This window comes from Butyrivibrio sp. XPD2006 (assembly GCF_000420865.1).
Classification (GTDB): domain Bacteria; phylum Bacillota; class Clostridia; order Lachnospirales; family Lachnospiraceae; genus Butyrivibrio.
Genome location: NZ_ATVT01000012.1, coordinates 66,728 through 81,870, shown reverse-complemented (window position 1 = coordinate 81,870; position 15,143 = coordinate 66,728). Strand labels below are relative to the sequence as shown.

The following is a 15,143-nucleotide window of genomic DNA, read 5'->3' as shown; positions in this document are numbered from 1 at the left end:
CCCCAATCTTTTACTTACTATACTTCATGATACTACTTAATGTTAGTTGTTGCTAACTTTTCTCAAAAATTTATCATTTCATTTTTCTCTTACAAGATCATACATAAAGCTCTTTTCCCCAAGCGTTCTTGTACCCACATGTTTCATGCTCTGTTCCTGGCTTACCACTTAATCAAAGCTCTTTTCTTATTCAACCCATCAAACTTATGAACAGTCCTACAATCGCTGCCGGAATCAGTGCAAACAACAGCCCTGGGAATATAGCACCTTTTAAATGAAACCACTTCTGATGGTAAGCCTTGTCCATGTGCTCTGTTCCTTCCAGCCTGAACATTTTCATATTTGCAAATAGCACCCAGTCCAGAAAGAGTGTGTCATAGGCTCCAATCCATACCATGAGTCCAAAAGCGATCGCGAATCCCTGCCCAAATGTAACTGCCCCGGCAAGCTTCGCGCATATGGTAAGAATAACTGTAAACATGATTATTCCACAGGACTTCGCCAGTACTACCTTTTTTGATTTATATGAAACATCCACTCTTTCATGTGTTTTGAAGTATTCTTCTTGAATATCAGGCGGGTAATTATGGATACATGCCGGACTGTATATTTTTTCCCCATGAAAAGACACAAAAAGAATTGTTGTAAATAATACTGCAAATACTATCGCCTCAATTACCAATACATACCAAACCATGTTACCTGCTTCCCTCCCTCATAATACGACCATCATAATCCCTGCCAGTACAGCTGCAATAATAGGATTGCCTACAATCGTAATCAGCCACTTCACAATCTTCGTCTTTTTGGGGATGTAAGGCCTTAGATCTTCGGTTCCCGGAATCGTCCAGGCTTTTGTATGCTCCACCCAATACCAATCAATAAAGAATCTATCGAATAGTCCTTCTGCCATTGTCATAGCATATATTTGGAGAAATGGCACTATAAATCCTCTTGCTCCATTGATGCCATAAACTGACCACAGCACAAAAGCAATCATCACTGTAAGTGTGCCTATCTTGAATAATTTACAATTCTTATCGATCTGTGACTTTGTTATAAGTCCCATCTCTACGACGCGATCCTGTACATCTTTTTCATATAAAAAAGCTCCCTGTTCTGTTCCATTTGCTATAACAACTACACAGGGGAGAAATAGTATAAAGCAAACCACAATGCACTCTAATATTAGAACCATAGTCACCCCCATATTACCCTCAAACTGTCATTACCATAAATTCATCTATAGCTTTCAGCACAGGTTCTGCGTATTCTTTCCCACCGAACAGCCACTGCTCATGCTGCATGTTGAACTCTCTGATGTCAGGATCATGGAAGTACTTCTTATAGCGTTCAAGATACTTCTCACCCATTTTGTTGGCATAGATAAAATGAGCTCTTGTATGTTCAACATTGATATCATCCCTAAGATGGGTCAGGAGGTCTGTGTAATACTCATTCTTTATGGACCGGGGATTAAACTTGGAAAAACAGTTCATGAATTTCTCAGCATTTTCATCATCCATTTCAAAGATTTTTTTCAGCTTTTCTTTGGATTTATTCCGTTTCTTTTCACTGCCTGTAAAGCTTGTTAAAAGAGGCACAACAAGCATTGACTGGAGTTTTGCTGATACCGGCCCGCTCTGATCAAGGTCAGGACTGCCAAAGATAGCATGATCTATATGCACGTTCTTTCTCATAACAAGCTGACCCACAAAACTTGAACCAAGAGAAGATCCAATAGCTCCATCAAGCCTGCCATTATGCTTCTCACAGATATATTTCTCGATTTTCTCTGTTACCGTAATCATATCAGGAAAGATACCATCACTTCCATCAAACCCATCATAGTTCACGCATATAAGATGATATTTCTCTGATAACCTATCGATTACTGTTCCAAAGTTTGTCTGCCAGTCACAGCATGTCCCGGGAAGCAGCATAAGCGTCTTTCCTGACATATTCCCAATTTCTTCAAATTGCATTTTTTATACTCCCCTGTTTTGTAGTATTTCTGATTAAATCCACCATCTTATCCCAGCCTTCCTTGGCCTCTTTCACTATTGGGAATGCCGGATAGCAGTGGAACATGCCTTCGCCTACGATCATCTCATAATCCACTCCATATTTTTGCATAACTTTTTCGAAAGATGGAGCGCAGGCATACAACGTTTCTTCGGAGCCATAAACAAAAGTCACTTGCGGACAATTGGTAAAATCGGCCTTTTGAAGCCATATCATGTATTCAGGAACTGACAAATCGCCATGTCTCATGATATCCACAGCGGTTCTCATATAGCTTGCCGGAATTGCCACATCTTTTTTATTAAGCTTCAGCATCCGCTCCCACTCTTCATCTGTTTCAACGCAGGTTCCGGGTGAAATGGCAAGAATATAGCCAGGCATCGGTGTATCATCATGCCCGTCATTGATGTATGGAACCATTCCCAGCGCAAGATTACCGCCTGATGATGTACCTAGAACCGAGATGTTCCCAGCGTCATAGTCCTTTAGCATCTCTTTATATGTCTCATGGATCATTGCATATGCTTTGGTAAGGGGATAATCCGTGCAAAGGGGATAGTAAGGCACGTACACATCCACTCCTGTTTCCTTGGCAAAACGGAGTGCTTTCTTGACAGCGTCAGGTCTTGGTGCCATTACCATTCCGCCACCGATGATAAAGAGATTAGCGTGAGATGCCTTAGCTTTATGCTTCATCCTGATCACCGTAAATCCCATCACCTTGATCCGGTCTATATCAAACTCAGGATCTTTAAGCTCAGGAATCTGGTTCTTTGCATTTTCCTTTTTCTTTGCTGCAACAATCTCCTCAGCAGTTTTTCCATCCCACATCTTCTTTAAACCCGCGGCTTTCACTACCCGCTTAAGGATCTCATATTTAATGCTCATAGCTCCTTCTTTCTGCACTGGAATACCGCAATGCTCTCAACATTTGTAACATTGACTTCAATGTACAGTCCCTTGAGTCGCTTCTCCAGAGACTCTACTGTTTCGAACGGTCTTGTGAAGAATCCGCTTTTTATGTATAACCTGTCTATCATCTTATCAGTATGTGTGTTGGCGCCTTCTACATAAAAGCATCCGGTAAAAATGCCACCTGGTTTGAGAACTCTGAATGTCTCCTTATAAGCAGCTTCTTTATCCGGGAATGCGTGAAAACCATTCAGCGAAACAACCGCATCAAATGTACTGTCTTCAAAAGGAAGATTTCCCACATCCCCCTGCTTAAATACTATGTTCTTTATCCGCATTTCATCTGCTCTTTGAGATGCAGATGCCATCATGTTTTCCGAATAATCAAGGCATGTAATGTCTGCGTTCGGAAGCGTTTTCCAAACCGGCATTGAAAGGACACCGGTGCCCACCGGAACCTCAAGTAGTTTCCCTGAAAAGTCTGCAGGTATCATCTCAAAAGCTCTCGCCTGATATTCCAGCGCATCCTCTCTGTCCATGTTCCACACAAGTTTTGTGACTAACCTGCCCATAAAGGTACTGCAGGTCATCATCCCATCATAAAAGCCGTGAGCCTTTCCCAGACTCTTATACGCACTCTTTATCTCAGTTTTCCTGTCAGACATATCTGCCTCCTCCACGTTTCTTAAAACAATGTACATATCCAGGCCACAATAGCTGACGCTGCCGGGAATATTATAAATAGCTTCAGCAACTGACTCTTTATGTTATAGCCATACTTCCTATTCTTATAAACATTTTCCACCTCTGGATAATAAAACTGAAAGAAATGAAACTTAATCAGCAAAAAGTAATCGAAACAGATCATGTCATAGAGTTTATAGACAGTGAATATAAAAACAAATCTGAAGAAGAACTGCCCAAACGTGAACCCACTCCTGAAGCCATCCCAGATTGAAATCACTCCAACACCAAGTATCATCAGAAGGCTGAATATCATAAGTGTCCATCCAATTATCCTCGCCCCATAGAAAAGTTCCTTGTCTCTATGACGAAGCACCGCCTGTGCTTCCTTCGGTGCTGAAGAAAAGAACTTCTTATCCTGAATAAATGCCACAGCTGAGAACATCATAAGTGTAATCGCCACGCAAAAAACCAACGCCAGAAAAACAGTTAACAGCATACTCGTTTACCCCTCTGAAATATAATCCTCTATTGCTTTAACAGCCTCCATTACACCGTTTTCTTTCATTATCAGTTCCGAAATAGTCTGCGTTGTAACATCATATTTCCCGCTGACCAGGTCTTGTAGAGCATCTGAGATTTCTTCAGCAGTACATAATCTCTTTCTTATGTACAATGGTTTAGGTCCACAACAGAGTTTGTGATCAACTCTCCCATAAAAATACTGGTCAAGCGCCAGTGCTATCACCAGTGTTGGAAGCCCTGCCCTAAGTCCCAGACCATTTGTAGTGTTTCCGCCATGATGCACTACTGCTCTCACCTTTCCGAAGATATAAGCATATGGGACGTTATCTATAAAAAACAACTTGTCAGTATTTATCTTGTCTTTTTTAGGTATCTGGTATGCCTGCACGACAGCACGAATTCCGGTCTTTTTTAAAGCATCTAATGTCAGCAGCTGTAGTCTCGCAAGTTCAGGTGACTCTGCCTTTCCAAAAGCTACAAATATCGGTTTCTCACCCGCTGTCAAAAAGTCCGTCAATTCCTTGGGTTCTTCATAATCTTTTATACTCTCTTCCGGGTGATACCAGTATCCTGTCACATGTATATGGTCTCCCCATGAAGGATCCAGTGGCATAAGGAGTGGACTTGTCGGATAAAAAGTAAGTACTTTTCTTCCATCAAGTTCCGTATATCTGCTGCTTATCTTCCACTTTGAGAGTCCTGCACTCTTTCTCCATTTATTAAGAGCTACCATTGTCATGAGGCTCATCCCATCCGATAGTCCATCATAGCTTTTAAGCACTTTGTCCGAATTAAAATCATCAGTATAAAGCGAGTATTGTCTGGTCGGATCCATCGGACTGTAAAAATATCTTGCACATTTGATTCCAAGATACTCAGCCGCATGTCTTGCAAAAGCTGAGCACGTACCATACATTACAAGGTCAGAGCCTTTTATAGCATCAATGGTCTGCTCCATGAACCTCGGATTTTCTTTCTTAAGCTTAAACAGCCCATTAACAAAATCAAGGCTAGTCTTATAGTCTGTAACCATATATTTCATGACATGATCTGCATCCGTATCAAGCCTTAAGAAGGTCACGCCTTTACTTTCTATGAGCGGACGGAAAGCCTCCGATGTCAGTATCCGGAACTCATGTCCCCTTTTTGTCATTTCCTCGCCAAGCTCTGCCAGAGGATTTACATCTCCCCTGGTTCCCACTGCGACAGCTGTAACAATCATTCCTTACTCCCAATACGTGTAATCCAACTAAGTATTTCATCTATAGCCAATTTCCCATTACCAACATTACAATGATTTTCCGCTTCTTCCTTGTCAGTAAACAGGCGAAATGTAAGGCTTCTGACATTCCTTAGCATGTTGATCTCTTTTCCGATAAGGTGGTAATCAATGAAATGGTCTCCACTGGCCCCAAGAATCAGCATATCCTGCGTAATCTGATCTGCGACGGGTGCAATGTCATATAGCTTCAGCTTCTTGGCATAACTATATGCATCCTTTGCCTCATAGGCATAGCATCCATGCTTGATTCCCCAGTCGATTATGGGAGATTTCTTAGCTTTTTTGCCAAATACCAGATTAAGAAGTGGACGGGCATGTAGCTTCATGAGGATATGGAATGCTCTCTGCGTACCCTGTGGTTGCATACTCACAAGAATATCCTGAAAGCATGGGAATATGGACCAGGCAACCACTTTAGTTATGCGTTTGTCAAAAGCCGCTGCTCTTGGGGCAAGATAACCTCCGAGAGATATGCCTATGATAGTCACATCAGAAAGCTTGAAATAATCCAGGATTACCTTAACAGGTTTCTCCCATTCATGGGTGAAATGCATTCCCTGAACGCGCATTACGCCACCCTGCCCGGGGCCTTCAAACATGTAGACTTCAAACCCCTGTTCCTGCATATATAGGACAGTGAAAAGAAATTCCTCAAAATAGCTGTCATTGCCGCCATGGATAAGTATAGTCCCCTTGCTCTCACCATAAGGCACCACATGCATCACAGGGAGTTTCACATTCTCATAGGGGACATCATATCTTTCAATCCTTGGATTTTCTCCCTCAAAGAAATCTGCATAGTACTCGTAAAAGAGCTTGGTTGCCTTCTCATAGTACTTTCTCTTATCAGGATCACCGTCATACATGAAGAACTCGCTCATTCGATAATAGGCAATGGCATTATCTGTCCTGCCCTCTTTCATGGCTTCGTCGCCGAGCAAGATAAGTTCTCTTTTCCAATCGTCACTGTTGTGGATCTTGCCGGAAACTTTTTGGACATCCTCCAGTCTGCCACCATCCCAGTTGATAACACGGTTCAGCTGATAATTGAAATTTGCTTCATCATTGAGCTTATATACACCCTTTTTAAGGATTACCGGTCTTGTGATATCGTACTTTTCCATATAACGCTATTGATCCCCCTCACAAACTTTTCCGGATTAAACGGAGCAAGACCCCCGTGCCCTACATCCTTTATCTTTCTGAAAACCGTCCGTGGAAAGTAATTTTTGATATATGACACATCCCACTTTCGGTCTTTGACTTCCTTTTCTGCAACCCAGTACTCTATATACCTGCAGTCAATATGGACATTCTCAGGCATGGAATAATTGTTACATGATTCAAATGTTCTCCAGATTGTTCTTGCACTGATCATTTTAAGAACCTTTGCCGCGTATTGCGCATCTTCCTCTGACAGTTCATCAGTTGAAAATGCCTTTTCCAGCAGCCTTGCCCCGCCAATCTTCCCTGTGTATATCAGGAGAAAATCTTTTATCGCTATCAGCCTTGTAATAATCCATGGCAGCTGATAAGGAGTGATACCGCCATCTATAACTGCGCTTCGTATGTTTAATCTGTTATCCGCGAGCATCCTGACCACTACGCTGCCACCCATAGAACAACCATAGAGACAAGTAGCATCACTTAGTCCATGCTTGATAAGCCAATTTTCCAGCTCTGCTGCAATATCCTCAACGCTTGTAAAATCGCTCTTATTGTCAGGGTCATATCCCGGAATTGCTGGAATAATCAGATGATATTTCTTTTCCATAAGTGGTATAACATACTCGAAGTAATCCCACATGACAACTGATGGATGTACCAACACTATGACTTTGTCATTTTCTTTTCCAAATTCGTGTATAGTCATATATCAACAACCTTAGCCTTTTTCGCCATAATCAATAGTCCAGCAAGCATCCATGGATTTCCCCGTCCGGCCTCCATATTTACACCAGATATCCGTTAGTATCCCTCTCAAGGTCTGTCCACTGCTTTGGAATATCGCCGTATTGCCCGATGTATGCCTTGAAATCCCTGTTGAGCGCACTCATCTCATCGACTGCATTCATCGCATGGTCTGAAGTGCAGAGTTTTCCAAGCTTCGTTGCGAAAATGAATTGATAGAACGGAAGGTATTTCTTTTTGAACTTTGGATTCCTAAAGTCTTTATCGGAATCAGGCATAATTTCATGCCCATTGTCTTCCAGTACTGTATAAGCCGCAATAGTTGCGTCCATGATCCTGTTGATATAGACTTTGTCGCGCCTAAGCTTATTTATATCACCATTTGCATAATAACAGGCAAAAGCTATTGGTATTACTGATGCTGCATGGCATAAAAGCCAGTCTGCCATGTTAGATTCATACACAACTTTAAAGTTTGTTCCGGAGAATACATTTCTTACAAAATTCTCCTGCGAGGGAGTCCCCTTAGTATTTCCAACTGTTATCTTATTCAGTGACACTGATCTGATATAGCTCTTTTCCCTGTGCCCGGCAGACATTGCAAATGCAAAAAGAACTGACTTCTTCGATAGTGCTTTTGTGAGTTCGTCTGTCTTGAGATTGTTCCCAACAAATACAATGTTTCTGGAAGCATTATCTTTAAGAGGTTGAACAACACTATCTATCTGGGTATATCTGACCACCACAAATATAACGTCGTATCTATCATCCGATCTCAACCCATCAATCACAGGTATCTTCACATTGGTCTTTCTACCGAAATAATTATGAATACTAAGCCCATTTCTTTTTATCTCTTCATACCACTTTCCACGAGCAAGAAGTGTGACATCTTTTCCCTGTCTGTACAGACTGCTTGCCAGATTTCCACCCAACACTCCTGCTCCATAAACGAGTATTCTCATCTTATTTTTCCCTCTTAAACGTTATGAGTATGAGCCCGGCAAACAGGGCACACAGCACTGCTCCTGTCAGCATCCACAGCGGCAATCCTCGGTCAGTCTTTGAAATAATTCCATATATTGAAACAGGGATTCCAATCAGCCCGCCCAGAGTTAAGGCTCCAAAGCCCCTGTGCAGCCTTGTCGCTGTAAGGATGCGGTTAAGCCCTGCCGCCCTCTCACTAATTAGTTCCAACACGCCAATCATCATGAAAATTGCTACTATGACAGAAAGTACGGCATACATATTCGCCTCTTGCCTCAAACATTTCACTGTACAAACGATCCATATTATCCAGCCTGCATTACCCGGCAAATCATATATCATCCACTTAGCTGCGGATATCTCCGTTCTATATATCCCAATGCCAGGTTTCCACGGGATGCATCTGTTTACGTTTTTCTTATACTCAGCGTACTCCTCACCATATAAATCTAAAAGCCACTTCTCTTCCGTTTTTATAAGTGCAACTGTCATAATAATCCAGTCAACAATCGGAAAAAGTAGCAGCCATGCATTATGCCACATAAGGGTAATCCCAGATAGCGCAATCCACCAGCCGCTGTACATCGGGTTCCGTACCCATGAATAAATGCCATTGGTCTGAAGCCTGTTCTCTGTTATAGAATCATCCATATCTGACCGGACAGCTCCTATATACCAGACTCCGATTCCCATTATGATGAGTAATGTACCAACCACTCGGAAAATAAATATCCATGGCTTATACAGGATTCCTATCTTAAGCACATAGCCAAACAAGATAATTCCTATTACATTGACCATAGCAATTCCATAAACAATATATGGCCCGACTCCAAAGAGAGGGAGTTTCTGCCCTTCCTTCATGTAGTTCTTTAACATTTTCTGATCACCTCATCATGACATGCAGGCCCATCTGATAAATCCGAATGTCTGATAAACTCTACATGCCGTGTAAGTCCCGAATAGGCTCTTGTATCTGTATTGCAGAATATTTTACAAAGCGGTCTTATCCCATAGGTTTCAAACATTTCAACATAAATACACTTTGAAATTCTATATTCTACCTTGTCTCTGGTGACATTGAAATAATCATAGGTTATGCTGCCATCAGTCATTCGTTTTTCATGGTCGCCGATATTCCACTTTCTGGCAATATCAAAACTGTTCGGAAGTGCGTTGATTATTGCAATTATCACATTGAAAAATGTCCTTCTTGCTTCAAAACCAGCGTTTATATAATCCATGATATCTGTGTCAGAAAAGCCAAATTGCTTTAGTTCCAGACACATTGCAATTACTGCATATACATGAAGCGTACTTGTTGATGGATAAACATTGTGTTTCCTGAAATCATCAGAGGCATACATCTTAGAAAGTCGGACAGCGTATGCTTCAACTCTGTCATCGACATTATTAAGTCCAGTTTTTTCAATGGCCTTTCGATATATCTTTTTATAGGCTTTTATCTTTCTGTCCATCCCTTATCCTCCAACTTTACTGAGGATTCGCTATCTTATCAGGTACGATCCAGTAATCACAGATATGGCCTCCGGTGGCCAAAGTATAATCTCTATGCAACACCCCGTGAGAAGCTTCTGTAGAAAGATAATCTATTTCACAGCACACAGGCAGTACTTCCAGATATCCATTTCCCCTGGCAAATTTCTCTAAAGGACACCGGGTGAAATGATAATAGCTACCGTCTTTATGCTTAGTATCATCAAAATTAAAATCCCAGGTCTTATCTTTATACTGTGGATGCGCATCTGCCCAGTCCTGCATGGCATGAAATTTGTCTTTTGCTTTCTGAAGATCTTCCGGCCTGTTCAAATCTGCTCTGCCCATGATTTTGCTGACCATCGGGCTCTTCATGAATCTCTTTATCACAGTCCTGAAGCTTTCGACATCGATTGCTCCCTCAGCAGCTTTCCATATGGCCAGAAACACAAAGCAGGAATAGATATTACTCGCCATGGGATTATCTGCCCCAATATCATCCACCTTTTCAAGCATTTCTTTATATATTGCCTTTGATTCCTTAAGAGCTTTCTTTGTTACTTCAGATCCATATTGTTCCTTCAGGTACTTCTTAAGCATTATCGAAAAGAGCTTCAGATAAGTTCCTTTATACTTCATCATAACCGCGCCATCTACTCCTTATTTCTTTGCAATGACTGTAATCCACGGTTTACTCTCATGATGATCTGACTTAACCTTTGAAAAACCCGCTTCTTTCAGAGCCCCTTCGATTTCTTCTACTGTATGACACTTCATGCCATCAATGATGCTCTCAAACTGGAGACTCGCCTTATCAGTTCCATCAGACTCATTTACAATCATGAAGATTCCACCAGGCTTAAGTGCCTTGTTTACCTCTGAAAAGCATTTCTCAAGTCCCGGCCAGAAATAAATGGTCTCAAAAGCTGTTGCAAGATCATACTGCTCATTCATGTTCAGATTAGAAACGTCGCCCTGCTGAACCTTGCAGCGTCCCTTCTGTATCATGCCTGTGTTGTAAGCTGCTGCTTTTGCAACCGAAACATCTGAATAATCAATCGCCGTAACCTTAGAAGATGGATACTTCCGTAGCAACTCATGTGCATTTCTTCCACCACCGCATCCAACTTCAAGAATTTCTTCCGGTGCAATAGTTTTTTAATGTGCCATTCCCCAGTCGGCCATCTTCGCGTGCCCACTGTTCATGCCATTGACCATCATCTGTCCCAGGAAACCTTCTGGCTTTCTTGTCTGACTTACAAAGTTTTTAAAAAGTCCCATAAATCATTTCCTCCCCATAAGAAGCGCAGAACCTGTAAGAGCCATCCAGGTGGACTCCCACTTGCTCATGAACATACCGTTAGTAGTATCAACAAGTTTTACTTCTTCGTATCCCATATTTTTAAGCTTTTCTACAAAGCTTTCCATATCTCCATATTTTGCCTTGGACATAATATCGTGAATAGCAAATGTTCCGCCCTTCTTAAGGGTCCTTAGTGTTTCAAGAAGAATCGCCTGTCTGTCCTTACTTGGTATGTTGTGATACACATAGTTACTTGTAACTGCATCAAAAGTCTCATCTGCAAAATCAAGCTTACAGGCATCGCCCTGCTGAAAAGATGTGTTATTTACACCTTCAGCAACAGAATTACTTTCGCAGAGACTCTTGCTGAATGAAGCATACTCTTTCCCCCATCTGTCTATACCAATTATCTGAGCGCCTGGATTTTTCTTTGCACAGGCAATACTTAGAGCCCCGCTTCCACATCCAACATCGAGGCATTTACCGCCATCCGGGATTTTTACATAGGATGAAACACCTTCTATTATCTGCTTAGACATCTGACGTGTTCCGTTATAGGAAAATGCCCTGTACATCAGGTACATCCACAAAGATATCAAGGCAAACAGCACAGTTAAAATCAGCAATACCTTTCCCACTATTGAAGCCATACCTACAATTACCGCAACAAAGAATATCGCTGCAGTAATTCCAATCGTCCCAAGTACCATCCCCTTCGGCATCCAATTCTTGTAATCAGCCTTCATCGCCATTCCTCCTATGTTTGATCATATCTATCCTCTCAATTACTCCGATATCTTCCAGCACATTTATCATGCGGTATACCGTAGCTACTCCCACAGAAGAATCTTTGCCTCGTACAATACAGCAGATATCCTTACAGCTGGCTCCGTCATTATCCGCAACGACATCTGCAACTATCATTCTCTGTCTGGTTATTCTCATACCGTTCTCTTTTAAAGCCTCAACAATCTGCTCATTATTCATCATGCCATCACTTCCAGCCAAACATTATTTCGTTAGTTTCAACTAACCCATTCCCAAAAGAAAAGCCCGCACTAACCGGGTGTTTTTAATAGATATTTAATATCATGAAAATAATTATCAGTTATCTCAAATGTTAGCATAAGCTAACTCCATTTTCAATAGTACTTCAGTATTTTTTCTGTCTCATCTCCTATTCTTATTCAGCAGGATCTATTGCCCCACTCATCAAGGAACTTCAATATTAGCTTAAAGCTGTCCTGTCTGGCCTCCTCGCACTCTTTAGGATATTTTTTCTCAGCCGGAAGCATATGATTCAGAGCCCATTTGGCATAACCGGACATTTCATCAAGCCCGTCGGTAAGTGCATGGCTTGCTTTATCATATATACGCCATTCAACTCGATATTGATAATCTTCATCTCTGAGTACTTTTCTTTTAAGTACCTGATAGCATTTTCAACGTATTCAATGGTTACACTTACCAGATCAGGAGATGTCTGCTTTGTCTTGAAAAGTGCAAGCGACATAGCCGGAATGCCGTTCTTATGGTAGAACTCTGCCTCATGTTTAGCCATATTCATTCCACCATTTGAACCGGACATAACTATTATTTCTTTGTCCTTGCTTCCGTTGCCCGGAAACAGGATTCCTTCAAACCCATCTTCTTTCATCAAGGTATGTATCATAAAACGCTCCATCTTAATACTTGATAATCAGTTCTACTCTATAATATATTCGGATTTATCTTACAATGCTCCCCTATGTCCCAGGGCGGTTTCCAACTCCTCTACACTGTGTGTATGCCCATGTTTTCCCTCCTTGATCACATGGGTGTGATCATGGGAATGCTCGATAGCATGCGTATGTGTAGATCCGTCATGCGTATGCGTTATCAGATGTGTGTGAGCATGTTTATGGCTATGTATCAATGTATCCCTGACAATAAGTACAGTCCCTGTAATCATTATTATCAGCGCAATTATAAACAACATCGTGAATCTTTCTTTCAGAAATACAGCTGACATTACCACCCCAATAAACGGTGCTACCGCATAATAAGCGCTTGTCTTTGCTGCTCCTAAAGTCTTCTGTGCTCTGATGTACGTGAATATACTGAGTCCATACGCAACAAAACCAAGAATCATAATTATTCCTATATATGAAAGCCTCGGGATGTTCTCTCCAAGTACCATAGCAACTATGAACGATCCTGTCCCCGATCCGATTCCTTTTATAGTCACTATTTCATAAGTGCTTTTCCCGGATATCTTTCTCGTACAGTTATTTTCAAGTCCCCAGCAAACAGTTGCCCCAAGAACAAACATCGATCCTAGTGAAAAGGAAAAGCTCCCCTCTCCTGAAAATGAAAGTATTATACTTGCCACTGTAATAAGAGATATTGCTCCCCACAGCCTTGCGGATACTTTCTCTCTGAAGAGTCCGAATGCAATCAACGTTGTTGCAACGATCTCAAAATTTCCAAGAAGTGATGCGTTGGCTGCTGTTCCCAGTTTTATGCCTATCATCAGCAGGATTGGCGCTATAATATCCAAAACAACCATTGCAAAAGTATATGGTATATCTTCTCTCCCAAGCCTTTCTTCTGTGGATTCTTTCTTTGCATGGAAAATATACATGATTCCGACTCCAAGACCTGCTCCCATATACAGAAATGCAGCCATAAACGTCGGTGGCACGTTATTAAGCAGTAATTTCGAACACGGTATGTTTATTGCATAAAACAATGCCGCTAATAATGCATATATAATCGCATTCAGTTTCTTAGAGTCCAAAATGATTCATTCTCCTTTAACAGATAAAACTGAAAGTTATTCTATACTAAGATTCTTCTTGCTTTCTGATTACAGCGGTATCTTGAACCTCCCTAGGCAGCCACTCTGCATTCACATAGTCGAGTGGGATTACTAACTCCTGCATCTTGTCTTCTGAAACAGGCCTCTTTATATCATCCGGCAAATAATCAAGACCCACTTCACGCAGGCTTAGGATACTGTCATAGCTGCAACTTTGATTATAAGAGTTTTTCTTAAGCAATTCCAGAGTATGCGCTATTTCTTAATGACACGTATATCTGACACTGCCCTATGCCGCATTTTTACTACAACAGAAAACCGGAGCCAAAATTTTTAAATTTTGACACCGCATTCCTACAAAAAAACCTCAGCACTTAGCAAGTATCCTGAGGCTGAGGTTCATTAGATGTGGTACTGATGTTTATGGTTTTTTGTGTACGCGGAAGCTATGTAACCCCCCAGGGGGCTTGAAAGTCCCGGTTCTAACATGATAACCTTGTCTCTGAAATGAGGGTTAAGACAATGGCGAAAATAAATATAGCCGGACACGAGCTTAGTTCCGGCAAGACGATAAAAGACCATATACATGTAGATGGAACTGAAATACACATTCCACATATCATCATCTGTGGCGAAAAGCCGGGCAAAACCGTACTAGTTACAGCAGGTAGCCATCGCGGTTGCGGGCATTCTTGGAGGAGGACTTTCAAGTGCCATGATTGCGCTGGGAATAATGACAGATGTTAATTATACGAGATACCTATAATAAAATCGTATTTACTTTTCTGCCATGAGACAATGATGCCTTTTGGTATGTAGTTCAGGCTGCAGACCATGCAGCCTGATCATTCTAGTCCGTCTTTGAATTATTCCATCGCTTTCTATTGAGTTCCTTCATTCTGTCACTGGCGTTTTTCCTGGCCTTACCGGAATTCTGAGCCGGATTGTGAAATCTGACATAGCCCTTTGGAATCTGGTAGTACTTATCAAGATCTGTTTCTTTGGTAAGTTCATAGCTTTCAGGATATCTGCTGCACATCTGGTCCAGCTTCTTCATGACTTCTTTATCCCGTGTATAGACCACAGCGAAAGGTTCTTCCTTGTTCCAGTTGACTATGGTTTCACACTCTATTTTTTCAAGCTTACTCATAGCCCCTCCAATTCGTATTTTTCGAGTATAAACAATCATCAGCTGACGATGAAAATGAACACAGAAA

Annotated in this window: 20 protein-coding genes; all 20 read right to left on the bottom strand. The window is 41.5% G+C overall.

The genetic code is table 11. The features are described 5' to 3' along the window. Positions 1-190: 190 nt before the first annotated feature. Complete coding sequence (locus G590_RS0113475; RefSeq protein WP_022766191.1) at positions 191-697, bottom strand: hypothetical protein; 507 nt, start codon at positions 695-697, stop codon at positions 191-193. Positions 698-715: 18 nt separating this feature from the next. Beyond that, positions 716-1,198: a hypothetical protein gene (locus tag G590_RS0113470; RefSeq protein ID WP_242829786.1), complete on the bottom strand. Its 483-nt coding sequence runs from the start codon at positions 1,196-1,198 to the stop codon at positions 716-718. A 19-nt stretch (positions 1,199-1,217) separates the two neighbouring features. Continuing rightward, positions 1,218-1,985, bottom strand: a complete 768-nt coding sequence (locus G590_RS0113465; protein WP_022766189.1) for an alpha/beta fold hydrolase — start codon at positions 1,983-1,985, stop codon at positions 1,218-1,220. Continuing rightward, positions 1,975-2,913, bottom strand: coding sequence for an alpha/beta hydrolase (locus G590_RS19605; protein WP_051142158.1), 939 nt, complete (start codon positions 2,911-2,913; stop codon positions 1,975-1,977). Before G590_RS19605 ends, G590_RS0113465 begins: the two co-directional genes overlap by 11 nt. Further along, on the bottom strand, positions 2,910-3,602 hold the full coding sequence (locus tag G590_RS0113455) for a class I SAM-dependent methyltransferase (RefSeq protein ID WP_022766187.1): 693 nt from the start codon (positions 3,600-3,602) through the stop codon (positions 2,910-2,912). Before G590_RS0113455 ends, G590_RS19605 begins: the two co-directional genes overlap by 4 nt. 20 nt (positions 3,603-3,622) lie before the next feature. Then, positions 3,623-4,120 carry a hypothetical protein gene (locus G590_RS0113450; protein ID WP_022766186.1) on the bottom strand — a complete coding sequence of 166 codons (498 nt, stop codon included), beginning with the start codon at positions 4,118-4,120 and terminating at the stop codon, positions 3,623-3,625. A gap of 6 nt (positions 4,121-4,126) precedes the next feature. After that, the gene (locus tag G590_RS0113445) at positions 4,127-5,368 is read right to left on the bottom strand and encodes a glycosyltransferase (protein ID WP_022766185.1); all 1,242 of its coding nucleotides are present in this window, start codon (positions 5,366-5,368) and stop codon (positions 4,127-4,129) included. After that, complete coding sequence (locus tag G590_RS0113440) at positions 5,365-6,552, bottom strand: alpha/beta hydrolase (RefSeq protein ID WP_022766184.1); 1,188 nt, start codon at positions 6,550-6,552, stop codon at positions 5,365-5,367. The genes G590_RS0113445 and G590_RS0113440 overlap by 4 nt, the downstream gene beginning before the upstream one ends. Then, positions 6,522-7,301: an alpha/beta fold hydrolase gene (locus G590_RS0113435; protein ID WP_022766183.1), complete on the bottom strand. Its 780-nt coding sequence runs from the start codon at positions 7,299-7,301 to the stop codon at positions 6,522-6,524. The genes G590_RS0113440 and G590_RS0113435 overlap by 31 nt, the downstream gene beginning before the upstream one ends. A 79-nt stretch (positions 7,302-7,380) precedes the next feature. Continuing rightward, positions 7,381-8,304, bottom strand: coding sequence for a ketopantoate reductase family protein (locus tag G590_RS19600; RefSeq protein WP_022766182.1), 924 nt, complete (start codon positions 8,302-8,304; stop codon positions 7,381-7,383). Between the two features lies 1 nt (position 8,305). Further along, entirely contained in the window at positions 8,306-9,205 is a 900-nt protein-coding gene (locus tag G590_RS20795; RefSeq protein ID WP_022766181.1) for a methyltransferase family protein, read from the bottom strand. Continuing rightward, a complete protein-coding gene (locus G590_RS0113415; RefSeq protein ID WP_022753577.1) occupies positions 9,199-9,804 on the bottom strand; it encodes an L-2-amino-thiazoline-4-carboxylic acid hydrolase in 606 nt (201 codons plus the stop codon). Before G590_RS0113415 ends, G590_RS20795 begins: the two co-directional genes overlap by 7 nt. Before the next feature lie 16 nt (positions 9,805-9,820). Continuing rightward, the gene (locus G590_RS0113410) at positions 9,821-10,465 is read right to left on the bottom strand and encodes an L-2-amino-thiazoline-4-carboxylic acid hydrolase (protein WP_022766180.1); all 645 of its coding nucleotides are present in this window, start codon (positions 10,463-10,465) and stop codon (positions 9,821-9,823) included. 18 nt (positions 10,466-10,483) lie between these two features. Then, positions 10,484-10,975, bottom strand: coding sequence for a class I SAM-dependent methyltransferase (locus G590_RS19590; RefSeq protein WP_330361680.1), 492 nt, complete (start codon positions 10,973-10,975; stop codon positions 10,484-10,486). Positions 10,976-10,981: 6 nt separating this feature from the next. Next, positions 10,982-11,104, bottom strand: coding sequence for a hypothetical protein (locus G590_RS21855; protein WP_330361679.1), 123 nt, complete (start codon positions 11,102-11,104; stop codon positions 10,982-10,984). 3 nt (positions 11,105-11,107) lie between these two features. Further along, a complete protein-coding gene (locus tag G590_RS0113400) occupies positions 11,108-11,872 on the bottom strand; it encodes a class I SAM-dependent methyltransferase (protein ID WP_022766179.1) in 765 nt (254 codons plus the stop codon). Next, complete coding sequence (locus G590_RS19585; protein WP_022766178.1) at positions 11,862-12,116, bottom strand: Fur family transcriptional regulator; 255 nt, start codon at positions 12,114-12,116, stop codon at positions 11,862-11,864. The genes G590_RS0113400 and G590_RS19585 overlap by 11 nt, the downstream gene beginning before the upstream one ends. Positions 12,117-12,426: 310 nt before the next feature. Next, positions 12,427-12,798 (bottom strand): hypothetical protein, encoded by a 372-nt coding sequence (locus G590_RS0113385; protein ID WP_022766176.1) that lies wholly within the window; start codon positions 12,796-12,798, stop codon positions 12,427-12,429. 60 nt (positions 12,799-12,858) lie between these two features. Then, positions 12,859-13,905, bottom strand: coding sequence for a DMT family transporter (locus G590_RS0113380; RefSeq protein ID WP_022766175.1), 1,047 nt, complete (start codon positions 13,903-13,905; stop codon positions 12,859-12,861). Between the two features lie 871 nt (positions 13,906-14,776). Then, positions 14,777-15,076 carry a hypothetical protein gene (locus G590_RS0113365; protein WP_026494151.1) on the bottom strand — a complete coding sequence of 100 codons (300 nt, stop codon included), beginning with the start codon at positions 15,074-15,076 and terminating at the stop codon, positions 14,777-14,779. Between the last annotated feature and the right edge of the window lie 67 nt (positions 15,077-15,143).